This is a genomic window from Pseudomonas sp. HLG18 (assembly GCF_051903985.1).
GTDB classification, from domain to species: Bacteria; Pseudomonadota; Gammaproteobacteria; order Pseudomonadales; family Pseudomonadaceae; genus Aquipseudomonas; species Aquipseudomonas fluorescens_BT.
In genome coordinates, this window is record NZ_CP195831.1 from 1125968 (window position 1) to 1141042 (window position 15075).

Genomic DNA, 15075 nt, shown 5'->3' on the forward strand with positions numbered 1-15075 from the left:
TCGTTCTCCGTCTTTGTTGTCTTGGTTGGGAACGTGGATGTGTCTTGTTTGTGTGTGAACCGACCCGTTCCCGAGGTCAGTGGATACTCGAAGCCAGTTCGAAGATGGGGATGTACATCAGGATCACGATCACCCCGATCAACAGGCCGATGAAGGTCATGAGCAGCGGTTCGAACAGGCGCACGAACCACTCGATCCAGCGGCTGATTTCCTCGTCGTAGAAATCGGCGCTGCGCTCCATCATCTGCCCCAGGTTGCCGGACTGTTCGCCGGCGCGCAGCAGGCGCAGGGACACCGGCGTCACCAAGCGATTGAGCTCCAGCGCAGTGGACAGCGACTGCCCCTCGCGCACCCGCTCGCAGGCCTGGTCCAGACGTGCCCGCGAGGCCACGGTGAGCAGACCGCGCACCATGCCCATGGCGGTCACCAGCGGAATCCCGCCTTGCAGCAGAATTCCCAGCGAGCGATAAAACCGCGCCAACTCATACATGAAGATCCGCTGGTGCACGGCGGGCAGTTTCTCCACCAGCCGATCCAGCCCACGGCGAAACGCCGGTTGTTTCTGCAACACGGCGAGGGCGGTAATGATCGCCGCCAGAATCCCGAAAAACTCACCCTGATGGGCGTGCAAAAACATGCCGCTGCTCATGAGCATCTGTGACAGCCATGGCAGGTTCGAGCCCAGCCCTTCGAACACCAGACTGAAGCGCGGCACCACATAACCCATCAGAAACAGCACCACGCCACCGCCGACCACCAACAACAGCAACGGGTAGATCGAGGCACTGACGATCTTCTGCCGCACCTCGTCCATGCGCTGGCGATAGCTGACATAACGCCCCAGCGCATCGCCGACCGCGCCGGTCTTCTCGCTGGACTGCACCAGCGCCACGTACAGCGGCGGAAAAACCCCCGACAACTGAGCCAACGCCTGGGAGAACGATTTGCCCTCGTACAGCAACCGCACCAGTTCAGTCAGGGTTTTGCGGGCAGCGGGGGCGGATTCTTTTTCTGCCAGGCTTTCCAGTGCATCGATCAACGGCAGGCCGGCGTTGAGCAGCGTGGTCAGCTCCTGGCTGAACAGCACCAGGTTGAAAGTTTCACGCTTACTCAGGCGCAACGAACGCCAGTGGCGCTCGGCGTGCAGGCTGACCACGCGCAAACCCTGATCCTCGGCGATGCGCCGCGCTTCGCTGTGACCGGGCGCCTCGATGTTCAGCGACACCACGCCTGCCTTGCCCACTGCCTTCAGATGAAAACGCATGCCGTGTGCTCCGCTCATTGCCAGTTGGTGACTTCGGCGTTTTCGCCTTCGCCGCCGGGCTGGCCGTCCTTGCCCATCGACAGTAAGTCGTACTCGGCGTTTTCGCCGGGATAGCGGTAGGTGTAATTACGGCCCCACGGGTCCTGCGGGAGCTTTTTCTGCAAGTACGGGCCGGTCCATTTCGCCTCGTCGCTCGGCGCGCTGACCAGCGCCTGCAAACCTTGTTCGGTGGACGGGTAGTGGCCGACTTCCAGCCGATACAAGTCCAGCGCCTTGCCCAGGCCTTCGATCTGCGCCTTGGCGACTTTCACTTCGGAGCGCCCCAGCTGAGCGAAATATTTGGGCGCGACGATCCCGGCCAACAGGCCGAGCACCACCAGCACCACGAGCAATTCGAGCAGGGTGAAACCCCGTTGGGCGCGCGGACGAACATGCAGCTTCATGATGACCTCCGGTGAGTGGCAGCCGAGTCGCCTCAGGGCTTATGCAATTGCCATGCTCAGCCCCCGATAAATCCTGCGTTCGGGTTGGAACCCTTGTATTACGGGCCTCTCGAGAGTCGGCACAGTGCTTGCGTACGGCTGAATCACGACAGGTCAGTGGGGCATTTCCCCCAATTTTCCGGGCCTGTCAGGGGAGGCCCAATGCTCAATCCAATCTGCGCAGGACTGCTTGGCTGCATGCTGCTGACCGGCATCGCCGAAGCTGATGTGTTTGTCTCCGTGGACACCCGGGGCGGTTATGTACTGTCCAACGTTCACCGTCCCGGACGCACCTACGAACGGGTGATTCACGAGGCGCAAATGCCCGTGGTCAGCCTCGATCAACAACCGCAGTTGATCGCCAACCAGCCTTACGCCGAGCTGGTGTCGGCCGCCGCTGCAGCCAATCACTTGCCCGAAGCACTGCTGCACGCGGTGATCAACGCCGAGTCGAACTACAACCCCGGCGCGACATCGCCCAAAGGGGCCGGCGGGTTGATGCAACTGATGCCCGACACCGCCCGGGAACTGGGGGTGACCGATGTCTACGACCCCCGGGCCAATATTCAGGGCGGGGCCCGGTATCTGAAGCGCCTGATGACCCTTTTCGACAACGACATCACTTTGGCCGTGGCGGCCTACAACGCCGGCCCCGACGCGGTGTTGAGCCGTGGGCGGGTGATCCCGCCGTTCGCTGAAACCCAGCGTTATGTGCCCAGCGTCCTGCGCCAGTACCGGCGTTTGCAGGGGTTGGCGGCGGACGCGCCGTTGTAAACCTTCAACCCGGTTTTCCCCACTTTCGGGGCAAATCCGCCGGGTCGGAAAAACGGGGAATCGGGTGGGGAAAATCCCCCGGACTCTCAAATGGTTTCTGTAAATGATTGATCCGTAATGCAAAATTTTGTGGCATGCGGATTGCTCCAGCGGGTTTGTCGAGAATCATTCCCTGTGAGCACCCACTGCGAGGTTTCCGATCATGGTTGGCATTCACCACGCTCCGTCCCTGTTGAACTGGCTGCTGTTGCTGGCGTCGATGCTCAGTGTCGAACTGGCCAGCGCCACCGTGCGCTGCGAGCGCAATCTGGTGGCCAATGTGGTCGCCTTCGATCAACCGCTGATGTTCAACCGCCTCGGTGCGCAGAACGTCAACGGGATGATGTTCGCGTTGCGCCGCGATGTGGTCGATGACCATGACGTCTCGCTGGCCTATGGCGGCAGTGCGGTGCCGGGCAAGGTGTCGCTGCGTGCGGACAAGCGTCCACGGCCGTTGGTGCTGCGGGTGGCCGCCGGTGATTGCCTGACGATCAACCTGCAGAACCTGCTCGATTACCAGGCCAACCCGAACAAGCACTTCGAAGGGCCTGAAGGCGAGGAGGGCACCGTGAACCCCGGTGGCGCCGATGCCTTCAAGGTCGACGAACAGGTCGCCGACCGCCATGTCGGTTTCCAGGTCAACGGCCTGCAAGCGGTGAACAGCATCGACGACATTTCCTCCTACACCGGGCGTAACGCCAACACCCTGGTGCCGCCGGGAGCGAGCCGTTCTTATGTTCTGTACGCCGAGCGGGAAGGGGCGTTCGCCGTCAGCAGCCGTGGCGCGACATTCGGCGGGGAGGGCGCGGCCGGCAACGTCGCCAATGGCCTGTTCGGCCAGGTCGTGGTGGTGCCGAAATCGGGACGCACCTATCGCAACACCCTCACCGAAGAAGAAATGCGTCTGGCAACCACCGGCCGCACACCGGCCGGTCACCCCATCGTCGATTACCAGGCCCGCTACCCGCAGCGCGAACCGTGGTTGCGTGAAGGCAAGGCCGGTACACCGATCATCAGCATGGTCGACGGCAACGAAATCATTTCCAGCGAAAGCGATGCAATTGTCATGGGCAGCAACGCCGATGGCAGTTTTGCGCCCAGCACCTATCCGCTGGAATCGATGGGCAAACGCAACCCGGCGATCCCCAACCGCCTCGAGCCGTTTCGCGATTTCGCCTCGCAGTTCCAGGACGAAACCGCCGCCACCCAGGCCTTCCCCGCCTACTGGGCCGATCCGGTCATGGCCCATGTGCTGGAGCCGACCCGCGACTCGTTCATGATCAACTACGGTTCCGGCGGTATGGGCGCTGAAGTGGTCGCCAACCGCCTCGGCGTGGGGCCGATGCACGATTGCCTGTCGTGCGCCTACGAAGAATTCTTCCTCAGCTCGCATACCGTCGGTGACGTGGCGATGCTGGTGGACGTGCCGGCCAATACCGGGCTTGAGAACATCGCCCCCGGCCAGACACCCAGCGCCGATCAGGTCGGCGTCAAGGCCACCATGGCCCTGTATCCGTCGGAGCCATCGAACGTCAACCACAGCTACATCGGTGACTTCGTCAAATTCCGCAACACCCACAACGGCCACGAGCAGCACATCTTCCACCTGCACGGCCATCAGTGGCTGTTCAACCCCAACGACGACAACTCCGACTACGTCGATGCCCAAGGCATCGGCCCAGGCGCCGGCTATACCTACGAAATCGCCAACGGTGGTTCCGGCAACCGCAACCGGGTGGCCGGCGATGCGATCTATCACTGCCACTTCTACCCGCATTTCGCCCAAGGCATGTGGTCGATGTGGCGGGTGCACGATGTGTTCGAAGAAGGCACCCGGCTGGAAGTCTCGCAACAGGGCGCCGATGGTTATCACAGCGAACCTTACGCACTGCGCAGCGGTAAACCGGCCGCCGGTGCCCGGGCCTTGCCGGATGGCGAGATCATCGCCGGCACGCCGATTCCTGCCGTCGTGCCGCTGCCCGGCAAAGCCATGGCCCCGATGCCGGGCAAAGTGGTGGTGGTGCCGAAAATCGGCGAAACCCTGGTCGCCGGCCACGATGAGGAAGAAGAGGGCGATGACGACGGCGAACACCATGGCGGTAACGGTGGTTCGCAAGCCATTGGCTCACTGGCACTGGTCGATCGCAGTGAAGCCAACCGCAACGCCGACGGCAGCCTGAAAAACCCTGGCTATCCGTTCTGGATCGGCGGCATGGAAAGTTCGGTGGGGCAGCGTCCACCCACCCCACCGCTGGACATGCTCGACGCCGCCACCGCGCAATCGTTGAAAGCCAGCGGCAAAGCGCTGTGGGCCAACCTTGACCCGAATCAGTCCGGCGGCTGGGACGGCGGCTTGCAGCGTCACACCCTCGATGGTGTATCAGCCGGAGGCGCGGCGCACACCGTGACCACCTCGCTGGACTTCTCCAAGGAAGTCACCCGCGCCAAACCGATCTACCTGCCCGAAGAGGGCACTGAAGTGGAACAGGCCGCGATGGCATTCCACGCGAAAAAGGATCACCCAAGCTTTGCCTTGCTGCCCGGCAACCAGATCGTGGCCAAGGCCTTTCGCACCAACGGCGCCTTGCCGATGGCCGGTGCGCCGTACTACGAACCGTGCATGGACGACCGGCAAAAACGCCTGACCAGCAGCGCCGGCAGCGGTGAATTCGCCAGCGGCGACCGGCTGGACGGCATGTCCTTCGTCGGCGCCTCGACCTTCACCGCCGACCGCCCGCGCATCTACAAGGCCGCCAACATTCAGTTCGACGCGGTCTACAACAAGGTTGGCTATCACTTCCCGCAAGCCCGGATTCTGGCGCTGTGGGAAGACGCCTGGCCGGTGATCACCAAGCAGCGTCCGCCAGAGCCGCTGGTGATGCGCATGAACACCTTCGACTGCGTGCAATACCAGCAAACCAACCTGGTGCCCGCCACCTACGAGATGGACGACTATCAGGTGCGCACCCCGACCGACGTGATCGGCCAGCACATTCACCTGCCGAAGTGGGACCTGACGGCCGCCGACGGTTCTTCCAACGGCTGGAACTACGAGGACGGCGTGCTCTCACCCGGCGCCGTTCAGGAACGCATTCACGCGATCCGCGAATTCAACCAGTGCGAGGGCAGCGACCCGCGCGACGGCACCCAGGCCTGCCCGAAAGCCAAGGCGCATCCGTTCTTCGGCCAGTTCGGGCGCAGTGACTGGATGGGCGCGCGCACGGCCATGCAACGCTGGTTCGTCGACCCGGTGGTCAACGCCAAGGGCGTGGATCGGGGGCTGGGCACCATCTTCACCCACGACCACCTCGGCCCATCGACTCACCAGCAGATCGGCCTGTATGCCACGGTGCTGGCGGAACCGGCCGGTTCCACCTGGTTCCACGCCGAAACCGGCGAGCCTTTGTACAGCGGCGCGCGGCAGGACGGCGGGCCGACCTCGTGGCAGGCGGTGATCAACACCGGCGACCTCGACGGCGACGGCAAGAACGACAGCTTCCGTGAGTTCTTCCTCGAATACAGCGACTTCCAGCACGCCTATGAAGCCGGGGTGTACGTGGGCGCCGGCCCCAACGGCGTGCCCAATCCGCAAGCGTTCCCGGCCACCGCCGACAGCTTCCGCTACGCGATCAACCCGCCGGTGCGCAACAACGCCAGCACCCTGCTCGAAGGCGTGCTGGAAGTGCAGGGCGGTCAGGTACCGGGCTGCCCGAGCCGGCCTTGCCCGCAAGCGATCTCCGTGGATGACCCCGGCATGTTCGTCGTCAACTATCGCAACGAGCCCCTGGCCCTGCGGGTCTACGACCCGAACAAGGTCGGCCCGGACGGCAAGCGCGGCATGCAGGCCGACGGCCTCGGCGGCGATCTGGCTTACGCCATGCAAAGCCGTACCGACCGGGCGATCCCGGCGATGAACCTGGCACCGAACCTGGTGACGGCCGCCACCGGCCCGACCGGTGGCACCACGCTGTTCCCGCCGCACATCAACAAGGGTGGCAGCGAACCGGGCGATCCGTTCACCCCGATGCTGCGCACCTACACCGGCGACAACGTGCGTCTGCGGGTGCATGCCGGCGGCCACGAGGAAGAGCACAACGTCACCCTGCACGGCGTGAAATGGCTGCAGAGCGGTTCCGGTTTCGGCAACAGCTCCAACTCCGGCTGGCGCGCCTCGCAGATGATCGGCATCTCCGAACAGATGGGCTTCATCGCACCTGTTTCGATGCTGTCGAGTTCCGCCGCGACCACCGGTGACTATCTGTACTCGATGGACGCTTCGATCGAAGGCTACTGGAGCGGGATCTGGGGGGTGATGCGCAACTACACGGCCAAACGCAATGACCTGTTCGCCATCCCCAACAACCCGAGTCCGGCCGGCATGCGCAACACCGTGGCGTTCGAAGGCAGTTGCCCACGGATCAGCGCCAACCCCAACGGCATCGGCACCCGGCCGACGGTGCAGCGCAACTATGAAGTGGTGGCGGCGCTGGCCAACGACATCCTCGGCAATCCGCTGGGCCTGAGCATCGGCGATTCGGCCGGGCTCGGTCAGCATGTCGGCGGGCCGCTGAATCCGGCGGGCGGCACCCTGGTGCTGAACTCGCGCACGGTGAGCATCCCGCAAGTCACGGTGACCGATCCGGAGGACGGCGAGACCATCACCATCGGTGGCCAGAGCGGGCCGCTGCATGATCCGACGGCGATCCTGTACGTGCGTAAATCCGACCTCGATCCGGTCAGCGGCAAGCTCAAACCCGGCATTGCGGTCGAACCGCTGGTGCTGCGCGCAGCGGCCGGGGACTGCATCAACATCACCCTGGAAAACCGTCTGCCGAGCGTGATGCCGGACCTGACCCAGACCGCAGTGATGCTAGGCATGGTCAAGCGCGACCGCAACAGCGGCCTGGGCTCGACCACTTTCAGCAACAACCTGATGCGGCCGTCCAGCCACGTGGGGCTGCACGCCCAACTGCTGGCCTACGACATCACCAAATCCGACGGCACCAACGTCGGCGCCAACCCGACCCAGACCGTGCCACCACGGGTTGGCAGCAGCGGCGCCTACCCGACCCGTACCTATCAGTACTACGCCGGGCACCTGGAGCGTGAAGGCAAACCGGTCACGCAACTGGGCCGCAGTGTCGACAACATCAACGCCACGGCCGTGGAGTTCGGTGGCCTGAACTTCACCCCGGCGGATGTGATCAAGCAACCGCAAAAAGGCCTGGGTGGGGCGATGAGCATCCTGCCGATCGGCGCGACCTGGGTCGACGATGCGCGCAAGGTCAACGCCACGGTCACCGCACCGGGGCAGACGACTTACCGCGACTTCGCGATGGTCTGGCACAAGGCGCTGAACACCCGTTGGGCCAATGGCCGGCCGGTCGAAGGCATCGCTGCCGAGGGCTTCGGTGTGCCGACCGATCCGCAGGACAACTCGAGCATGGCGATCAACTACAAGACTGAACCTTTGTGGTACCGCTTCGGCCTCGCCCCGGATGCGCCGTTCGGCCATGCCGATGGCGCGGGTTACGGCGACATGACCAACGCGCACATGGCCTACAGCAATGCGTTGGTGGGGGGCGATCCGCAGACACCGGTGCTGTATGCCAAACCGGGCCAGCCGTTGCGTACGCACATTCTGATGCCGAGCGGCGGCAGTCGCGGCACGACGTTCCAGCTCGACGGGCACGTCTGGTCGCTCAACCCGTTCCAGGCCGAGAAGAGCGACACCGGCGGCTACCCGATGGGTGCGCCGGGCGTGGGTTCGGTGCGCTTCGGCTACAACCCGATGTCGATGTACATCGGCGCTCACGAAAGCATCCTGCCGGCGGCGCACTTCAGCTTCATGATCCCGAGCGCCGGGGGCAGCAACGCGATACCGGGGGACTACCTGTTCCGCGATTACGCCGCCTATGGCAACACCTCGGGGCTGTGGGGATTGCTGCGGGTGACCAATGAGCCGGAGCCGGCGCCGCCTGCTCAGTAGCTGGAATGCAGTTCCCTTGTGGGAGCCAGCCTGCTGGCGATTGGGATCGATGCGGTTTTGGATGGTGTAGCGCCGAACGCCATCGCGAGCAGGCTCGCTCCCACAGGGCGGTGGTGTTTCGGACAATGTGTCAGGGGAGAGAGGTATGAACAGGATCATCAACATCATCGGCGTCTGCCTGCTGGCAATGGCCGGCGCGCTGCTCACGCTGAGCGAGATTGCCCTGGCGCAAACCGGCGCCGGGCAGGTGCTGACCCGCGACGGCGTGTCGATCGCCTTCAACCTGAAGCCGCTGGCCAGCGACGGCCAGTTGCGTGAGGGGGAGTTCGCCGACGTGCAATTCCGCGTCACCGACGGCGCGTCCGGCCAGCCGTTGTCCGGCGTGGCGCCGGGGGCGTGGATCGATCCGCAAGCCCTTGCTGCTGATCAGGCCCAGGGCCGTGACCAGAGCTGCAAGTCGCGGGTCGGCACGTTCCTCAAATCCAATATCGGTGCGCGGCCGCTGCTCGACCTCAACAGCTATTTCCTGCTGGTGATGAACCGCGATGCCAGCGTTTCGGTGGTCGATCCGTCGGTGTCGGTCGGCGGTATCACCAGCACCCTGGCGCGGATCGAACTCAAGCAATCGCCGATGGACTGGGTCACGCCCAAGGACAACAAAAAGGTCTTCGTGTCGATGCCGACGGCGGGGGAAGTGGCGGTGATCGACAGCGAGCAATTCAAGGTCATCGACTCGGTGGCCGCCGGCAGCCAACCGGTGCGGGTCGCGCTGCAACCGGACGAGCGCCTGCTGTGGGTCGGCAATAACGCGAGCAAGGCTGAAGAATCCGGGGTCACGGTGATCGACACCCAAAGCCTCAAACCGCTGAAACACCTGGCGACCGGGCGCGGCCACCACGAAGTCACGTTCAGCAAGGACAGTCGTTTCGCCTTCGTCAGCAACCGCGACGACGGCACCCTCAGCGTCATCGAAATCGCCAGCCTGAGCCTGCTGCAACAGGTCAAGACCGGTTCAAGTCCGTTGTCGGTGGCGTACTCGCCGCTGTCCGGCGCGGTGTATGTGGCCGACGGCAAGGACGGTACCGTTACGGTGATCGACGCCAACAGCCGCGCCGTACGCCGGGTGATCCAACTGCAACAGGGGCTCGGCCCGATGGGCTTCAGCGCCGATGGCCGCTTCGGCGTGGTGCTGAACACGGTGGAAAACCGCGCCACGGTGATCGATGCGGCCAATGATTCGGCGATCCATGATCTGGAAGTCTCGGCCGAACCCTATCAAGTGGTGTTCACCCAGGCCTATGCCTACGTGCGCGGACTGGCCTCGCCGAAGGTCACGATGATCAATCTGGCGTCGCTGGGCGAAGGGCGTCAGCCGATCAGCCAGGGTTTCGAGGCCGGGCCGCAGCCGCCACGGTTGGCCGGGGACCTGCCACTGGCGTCGAGCCTCGCGGTATCGCGCGATGACAACGCGGTGTTCGTGGTCAACCCGGTGGACAACACCACCTATTTCTACGCCGAAGGCATGAACGCGCCGATGTCCGGTTACCCCAACCGGGGGCAAATCGCCCGCGCCGCGCTGGTCATCGACCGCAGCCTGCGCGAAGTGTCGCCGGGGCTATACAGCGCCCGGGTGAAACTGCCGGCGGCGGGGCGCTTCGACGTGGCGTTCCTGCTCAACCAGCCGAACATCATTCATTGCTTCAGCGCCCAGGTGGCGTCCGACGGCGCGCCGGAAAAACACCTGGGGGCGGCAAAAGTCGAGTTCCTGCTGGACAAGACCGCCGTGGCCCTCAACGACCCGTATGTGGTGCGTTTTCGCATCGTCCAGGGCAAACAGAAGATCCAGCGCAGCGGCGTGACCGACGTGCAGTTGCGCTACTTCCTCGCGCCGACCTCACGGCCCCGTGAAGTGGCCGCACGGGAAGTCGCCGACGGCGTGTACGAAGCGCCGGTGACCCTCGACCGCAGCGGCGCCTGGTACCTGCACGTGCGCGCGGCCTCGCTGGGCGCCGGTTTCGATGACAAGACCTTTGCCAGTGTCCGGGTGCTGCCCGGCCAGACTCAGTGACGAGGAAACGACCATGAACCGATTTGCATCCCGTGGCCTGCTGACCCTGTGCCTGTTAGCCGTCGGTATCCAGCAGGCCAGCGCCCACTCGGCGGACGCGCATGCCGGGCACACGGCACCAGCCGCCAACGGCCAGGAGCACGCCCAGGTCAATTTCGCCGACGTGCCGCTGCTCGACCAGAACGGCAAGACCGTGCACCTGGAACAGGATCTGGTGCACAACAAAATCGTCGTCATGAGTTTCATCTACACCAGTTGCACCACGGTCTGCCCGGTGGTCTCGTCGATCATGGGCAAGGTTCAGAAACAGCTGGGCTCGCGGGTCGGGGGTGAAGTGCAGCTGGTGTCGATCAGCATCGACCCGCAGCGCGACGACCCGAAACGCTTGCAGGATTACGCCCGCACCTTCCAGAAAGGCCCGGGCTGGAGTTGGCTCACTGGTTCGCCGCAATCGATCACCGCCACCCTCAAGGGTCTCGGCAGTTTCAGCGGCGACTTCAAGAATCACCAGCCGCTGATCCTCGTCGGTGACGGCAACAGCCGTCACTGGATGCGCTACTACGGCTTCACCGATCCGGCACTGCTGGCCAAGGAAGTCGAGAAACTCAGCGGCCTGCGCACCCACGCCAAACACACCGCGATTGCCATGGAGCAACAGCCATGAGAATGCTCGACTGGATCTCCCTGACGATCTGTTTCCTGATTCTCGGCAACGTGGCGTTTGCCCACGAAGGCCATGCGCCCGAGCCCCCGGCGATGGTTGCTGCCGCGCCGGCCAAAGGCACTCATGACGCGAAAACCTGGTTCACCGATACGCCGTTGCTGGATCAGCACGGCAACACTCGGCGCTTCTACAGCGACGCGCTGCAAAACCGTGTGGTCCTGCTCAACGTGATCTTCACCCGCTGCAACGATGCCTGCCCGCTGATCACCCGCAAGCTCAAGGAAGTCCGCGAGCTGCTGGGCGACAAGGCCGATGGCATCACCTTCATTTCCCTTACCAGTGATCCGCTGCGCGACACGCCGGCGGTCCTCAAGGCTTACACCTTGAAGCAGGGCGCCGATGACCCTCACTGGCTTTTCCTTACTGGCGACAAGGCGCAGATGGATCTGGTGCTCGGTCGCATCGGCCAGATCGTGCCAACGCCGGAGCAGCACTCGACCCAGTTGATCGTCGGCGACGTCGCCAACAAACGCTGGAGCAAGATCCGTCCCGATGCCCCGGCCGCCGCCATTGCCCAGCGCTTGCAGCTGCTGACAATGCCCGTGGCCGGCCGCTGAGTCCGCGCCATGAACCTCGGCCGCGTCCTCGCCCTGATCCTGCTCGCTGGCGTCAGCCTCGGCGCGGCCGCGTTGCCGCTGACCGATGAAGAAAGCGCCGGCAAGCGCCTGTACCGCGAAGGCCTGTCTGCCAGCGGTGAGCCGATCATGGCGCGGGTCGGCGCGGCGGACGTTTTGCTGCCGGCCACCAGCCTGCCGTGCGCCAACTGTCACGGCACCGACGGCCTGGGCCGGCCCGAAGGCGGGGTGCGGCCGCCAGAACTGAACTGGTCGCGACTGACCAGTGTTCATGGTCAGCAGCGGGTCAACGGACGTAGCTACCCGGCATACACCGACAGCAGCCTGGCGCAGGTGATCCAGCAGGGCCGCGACCCCGGCAACAACCGGCTCGACCCGAGCATGCCGCGGTTCCTGTTGTCGATGAAGGATCAGCGCAACCTCACTGCCTATCTCAAACGCCTGGCCGATGATCGCGATCCCGGGCTCGATGACCAGACCTTGCACCTGGGCACTTTGCTGCCGAGCCAGGGACCGCTGGCCGAGGAGGGCGCCACGGTGGCGGCGGTGCTCAACGGCAGCGTGGCGCGGATCAATCAGGCGGGCGGCATTCATGGCCGGCAACTGCGCCTGACAGTGGTCGATCCCGGCCCGGATCGCACCAGCGCCGAGCAGGCTTTGCAACGGCTGATTGACGAGGAAAAGGTCTTTGCGCTGATCGCGCCGCTGGCCCCGGCGCTGGACAGTGAACTGGCGCCACGTCTGGAGCAGGCCGGGCTGCCGCTGATCGGGCCGTTGTCCTTGATGGGTTCGGTGCAGGCCAGTGCGCAGATCTTTGAACCGCTGCCGGGATTGCGCGAGCAGTTGATCGCCCTGGCCGATTACGCCACCGCCAGCCTGAAAGTGCTGCAAGGGCCGACCTTGATCGCCTATCCCGACGATCCGACTCAAGTGCAGGCCGCGCAGGGGTTGGGACAGTACTTGCAGGATCACGGCTGGCAAAAGGTCCGGCTACAGGCCTACGACCCGGCAGCGGACAGCTTGCCGCTGGGCTCGCGTTCAGTCTTCTACCTGGGCAGCGGCAGCGGTTTCAGTCAACTGGCGGCGGGGCTGCAGCATGCCGGGCAGCTGCCGTACCTTTTCGCGACATCAGGCCAGGTGGCGGGCGACCTGCTGCAAGTGCCCGAGGGCTTTTCCCGGCGCGTCTTCCTGGCCTATCCCTTCGTGCCCAGCGACTGGACCCAGACCGGGCGCATGGCCATGACTTTACTGCGCGAACATCAGGGCCTCGGCGCGCAACATGCGGTGCTGCAAGTCGGCGCTTACGCTTCGATGCTGCTTTTGAGCGAAGCCATGAAACAGGCCGGGCGCGACGCCAGCCGCGAAAAGATGGTGGCGGCCCTCGAAGGCCTGCACGACTTCGATACCGGCCTGACCCCGCGCCTCAACTTCGGCCCCGGACGACGATCTGGCTTGAGTGGGGCGCATGTGGTCACCGTCGATTTACCCGATCAGCGCTTCTATCTGGTCGCGCCTTACAAATCGATTCTCGCGAGCCCCTGAACGGAGGCGCTGATCATGAAGCTCAAAAACCTGTGGTGGCTGCTGGCGTGCTGGTTGCCAATGGCGTTTGCCAATACCGAACCGGTGGCGGCGCGGGTCAATGGCGAGGTGATTTCCGAGCTTCGTCTGGAGCGGTTTTTCGTTGAATACCTGGAAGACCGGGGCCGCGCCGTGGCGAGCATCCGCAGTCCCAAGGCTTACAGACAGTTGCGCCAGGCGGCTCTGGATGTGCTGATCGACAAGGAACTGCTGTGGCAGGAGGCGCAAAAACGTGGCTTGAAGGTTGACGATCAAGCGGTGCAGCGACAGGTCGAGCAGATTCGTGTCGCCATCGGCGGTAGCGAAAGGTTCGTGCGGCGTTTGCAGGACGCGGGCTTCGACGAGGTCTCGTTCACCGAATACACCCGTCGTGAACTGGCAGCGCAGCAGATGTTCGCCGCGTTGATCCGGGCCAACACCTTGCAGGCGCGGCATCTGCTGGTTCGGGTGGCGCCGGATGCGGATGCCGCCACAGACGCGGCGGCACGTCTACGCTTGATGCAGATGCGCGCCGCGGTGGTCGACGGCGCATCGTTCGCCAGCGATGCCGTTCGCTCGCCATTCGGCTGGCATTTGATTTACTTGCCGAACCACTTGGAGGCGGTCGATGTCCCAGGTTTGCAGGGATCTGGAACGGTTCGGGTGCAGCGTGCCCGACAGCAACAGGCCCAGGCTCGTCGCCAGGTGCTCGCGCAATTGCGGGCGCAGAACAGGATCGAACGAATTGACGACGATTGAAGGTTCCCCCCCAATAGTGGGGAATGGCTTCGATGCCCATTCAGGTGCTTCCCCGTTTCTGGGGAACGGGGTGCCGGGACGAGCGGGCATTGTCATCAAATTCAAGGACATGAAGACATAAATTTACCGGCACTCGGCCTGGCATGAAGTGTGCGTTACCTCCTGTGAGGCGCACTCCAGCAGGTTCGGGCAGTTGATGTGAAGAGGCCGGATTTGTAGCTGCAAGGAGTTCACCTTGGTTAACAAAGTACTGGTTGTCGAAGACGAACTGCTGCTTGCACAGAACCTTCAGGATTATCTGTCGGCGCAAGGGCTGGACGTCCGGATTGCACATGACGGCGCAGACGGGATCGGCCAGGCCGCAACCTTTGCTCCCGATGTGGTGGTGTTCGATTACCGCTTGCCCGATATGGAAGGCTTTGAGGTGCTCGACGCTATCCGCCAGAACAGGACGTGTCATTTCGTGCTGATAACGGGTCACCCGACCGCCGAAGTCTGTGAGCGGGCGCGGCAACTGGGGGTCAGTCACATCCTGTTCAAACCGTTTCCACTGGCGGAACTGGCCCGAGCTGTCTGCGACCTTCTGGGAATCCAGCGCGAAGCGAAACCCGGTGCGAGCCCATCCGAAGGCTTCGTCGAACGACGCCAGAGCAGGACCGAGAGCTTCCCGTTGCAGTTGTACGATGGCAGTTGGGTGCTGGCGGATCGCCGACGAAACAGGTCGGAGGCCATGGCACCGGACGACGATCAAATGCTCACCGGGGAGTAATGGCGCGATAGACGTTCCGGCACTCGCCGCAATGGCCTCCCGCGCCGTCAGGGCCCCAGGCCCCGGTGGGAG

At 63.9% G+C, this 15075-nt stretch carries 10 protein-coding genes; 8 read left to right on the top strand and 2 right to left on the bottom strand.

The genetic code is table 11. The features are described 5' to 3' along the window. Window positions 1–76 precede the first annotated feature (76 nt). Window positions 77–1264, bottom strand: coding sequence for a type II secretion system F family protein (locus ACSPX5_RS05210; protein ID WP_439821080.1), 1188 nt, complete (start codon window positions 1262–1264; stop codon window positions 77–79). Window positions 1265–1278: 14 nt separating this feature from the next. After that, window positions 1279–1707, bottom strand: a complete 429-nt coding sequence (gene gspG / locus ACSPX5_RS05215) for a type II secretion system major pseudopilin GspG (RefSeq protein ID WP_439821081.1) — start codon at window positions 1705–1707, stop codon at window positions 1279–1281. A gap of 201 nt (window positions 1708–1908) precedes the next feature. Here gspG and ACSPX5_RS05220 point away from each other — a divergent pair, with 201 nt between their 5' ends. From ACSPX5_RS05220 to ACSPX5_RS05255, 8 genes are all read left to right on the top strand, one after another. Beyond that, entirely contained in the window at window positions 1909–2520 is a 612-nt protein-coding gene (locus ACSPX5_RS05220) for a lytic transglycosylase domain-containing protein (RefSeq protein WP_169429725.1), read from the top strand. 202 nt (window positions 2521–2722) lie between these two features. Next, entirely contained in the window at window positions 2723–8548 is a 5826-nt protein-coding gene (gene mnxG / locus ACSPX5_RS05225) for a manganese-oxidizing multicopper oxidase MnxG (protein WP_439821082.1), read from the top strand. Between the two features lie 145 nt (window positions 8549–8693). After that, the gene (locus tag ACSPX5_RS05230; protein ID WP_439821083.1) at window positions 8694–10616 is read left to right on the top strand and encodes a cytochrome D1 domain-containing protein; all 1923 of its coding nucleotides are present in this window, start codon (window positions 8694–8696) and stop codon (window positions 10614–10616) included. Window positions 10617–10629: 13 nt separating this feature from the next. After that, window positions 10630–11280: an SCO family protein gene (locus ACSPX5_RS05235; RefSeq protein ID WP_439821084.1), complete on the top strand. Its 651-nt coding sequence runs from the start codon at window positions 10630–10632 to the stop codon at window positions 11278–11280. Then, window positions 11277–11897 (top strand): SCO family protein, encoded by a 621-nt coding sequence (locus tag ACSPX5_RS05240; RefSeq protein WP_439821085.1) that lies wholly within the window; start codon window positions 11277–11279, stop codon window positions 11895–11897. The genes ACSPX5_RS05235 and ACSPX5_RS05240 overlap by 4 nt, the downstream gene beginning before the upstream one ends. Window positions 11898–11906: 9 nt before the next feature. Further along, a complete protein-coding gene (locus ACSPX5_RS05245; protein ID WP_439821086.1) occupies window positions 11907–13457 on the top strand; it encodes an ABC transporter substrate-binding protein in 1551 nt (516 codons plus the stop codon). 15 nt (window positions 13458–13472) lie between these two features. Continuing rightward, window positions 13473–14234 (top strand): SurA N-terminal domain-containing protein, encoded by a 762-nt coding sequence (locus tag ACSPX5_RS05250; RefSeq protein WP_207868238.1) that lies wholly within the window; start codon window positions 13473–13475, stop codon window positions 14232–14234. 235 nt (window positions 14235–14469) lie between these two features. Further along, the gene (locus ACSPX5_RS05255) at window positions 14470–15003 is read left to right on the top strand and encodes a response regulator (RefSeq protein ID WP_169429732.1); all 534 of its coding nucleotides are present in this window, start codon (window positions 14470–14472) and stop codon (window positions 15001–15003) included. The last annotated feature ends 72 nt before the right edge of the window (window positions 15004–15075 follow it).

Bases quoted from the DNA above. Each gene is read 5' to 3' on its own strand.
- ACSPX5_RS05235 (WP_439821084.1), top strand. From the start codon at position 10,630: ATGAACCGATTTGCATCCCGTGGCCTGCTGACCCTGTGCCTGTTAGCC.
- ACSPX5_RS05250 (WP_207868238.1), top strand. From the start codon at position 13,473: ATGAAGCTCAAAAACCTGTGGTGGCTGCTGGCGTGCTGGTTGCCAATG.
- ACSPX5_RS05245 (WP_439821086.1), top strand. From the start codon at position 11,907: ATGAACCTCGGCCGCGTCCTCGCCCTGATCCTGCTCGCTGGCGTCAGC.
- mnxG (WP_439821082.1), top strand. From the start codon at position 2,723: ATGGTTGGCATTCACCACGCTCCGTCCCTGTTGAACTGGCTGCTGTTG.
- ACSPX5_RS05220 (WP_169429725.1), top strand. From the start codon at position 1,909: ATGCTCAATCCAATCTGCGCAGGACTGCTTGGCTGCATGCTGCTGACC.
- gspG (WP_439821081.1), bottom strand. From the start codon at position 1,707: ATGAAGCTGCATGTTCGTCCGCGCGCCCAACGGGGTTTCACCCTGCTC.
- ACSPX5_RS05230 (WP_439821083.1), top strand. From the start codon at position 8,694: ATGAACAGGATCATCAACATCATCGGCGTCTGCCTGCTGGCAATGGCC.
- ACSPX5_RS05210 (WP_439821080.1), bottom strand. From the start codon at position 1,264: ATGCGTTTTCATCTGAAGGCAGTGGGCAAGGCAGGCGTGGTGTCGCTG.
- ACSPX5_RS05240 (WP_439821085.1), top strand. From the start codon at position 11,277: ATGAGAATGCTCGACTGGATCTCCCTGACGATCTGTTTCCTGATTCTC.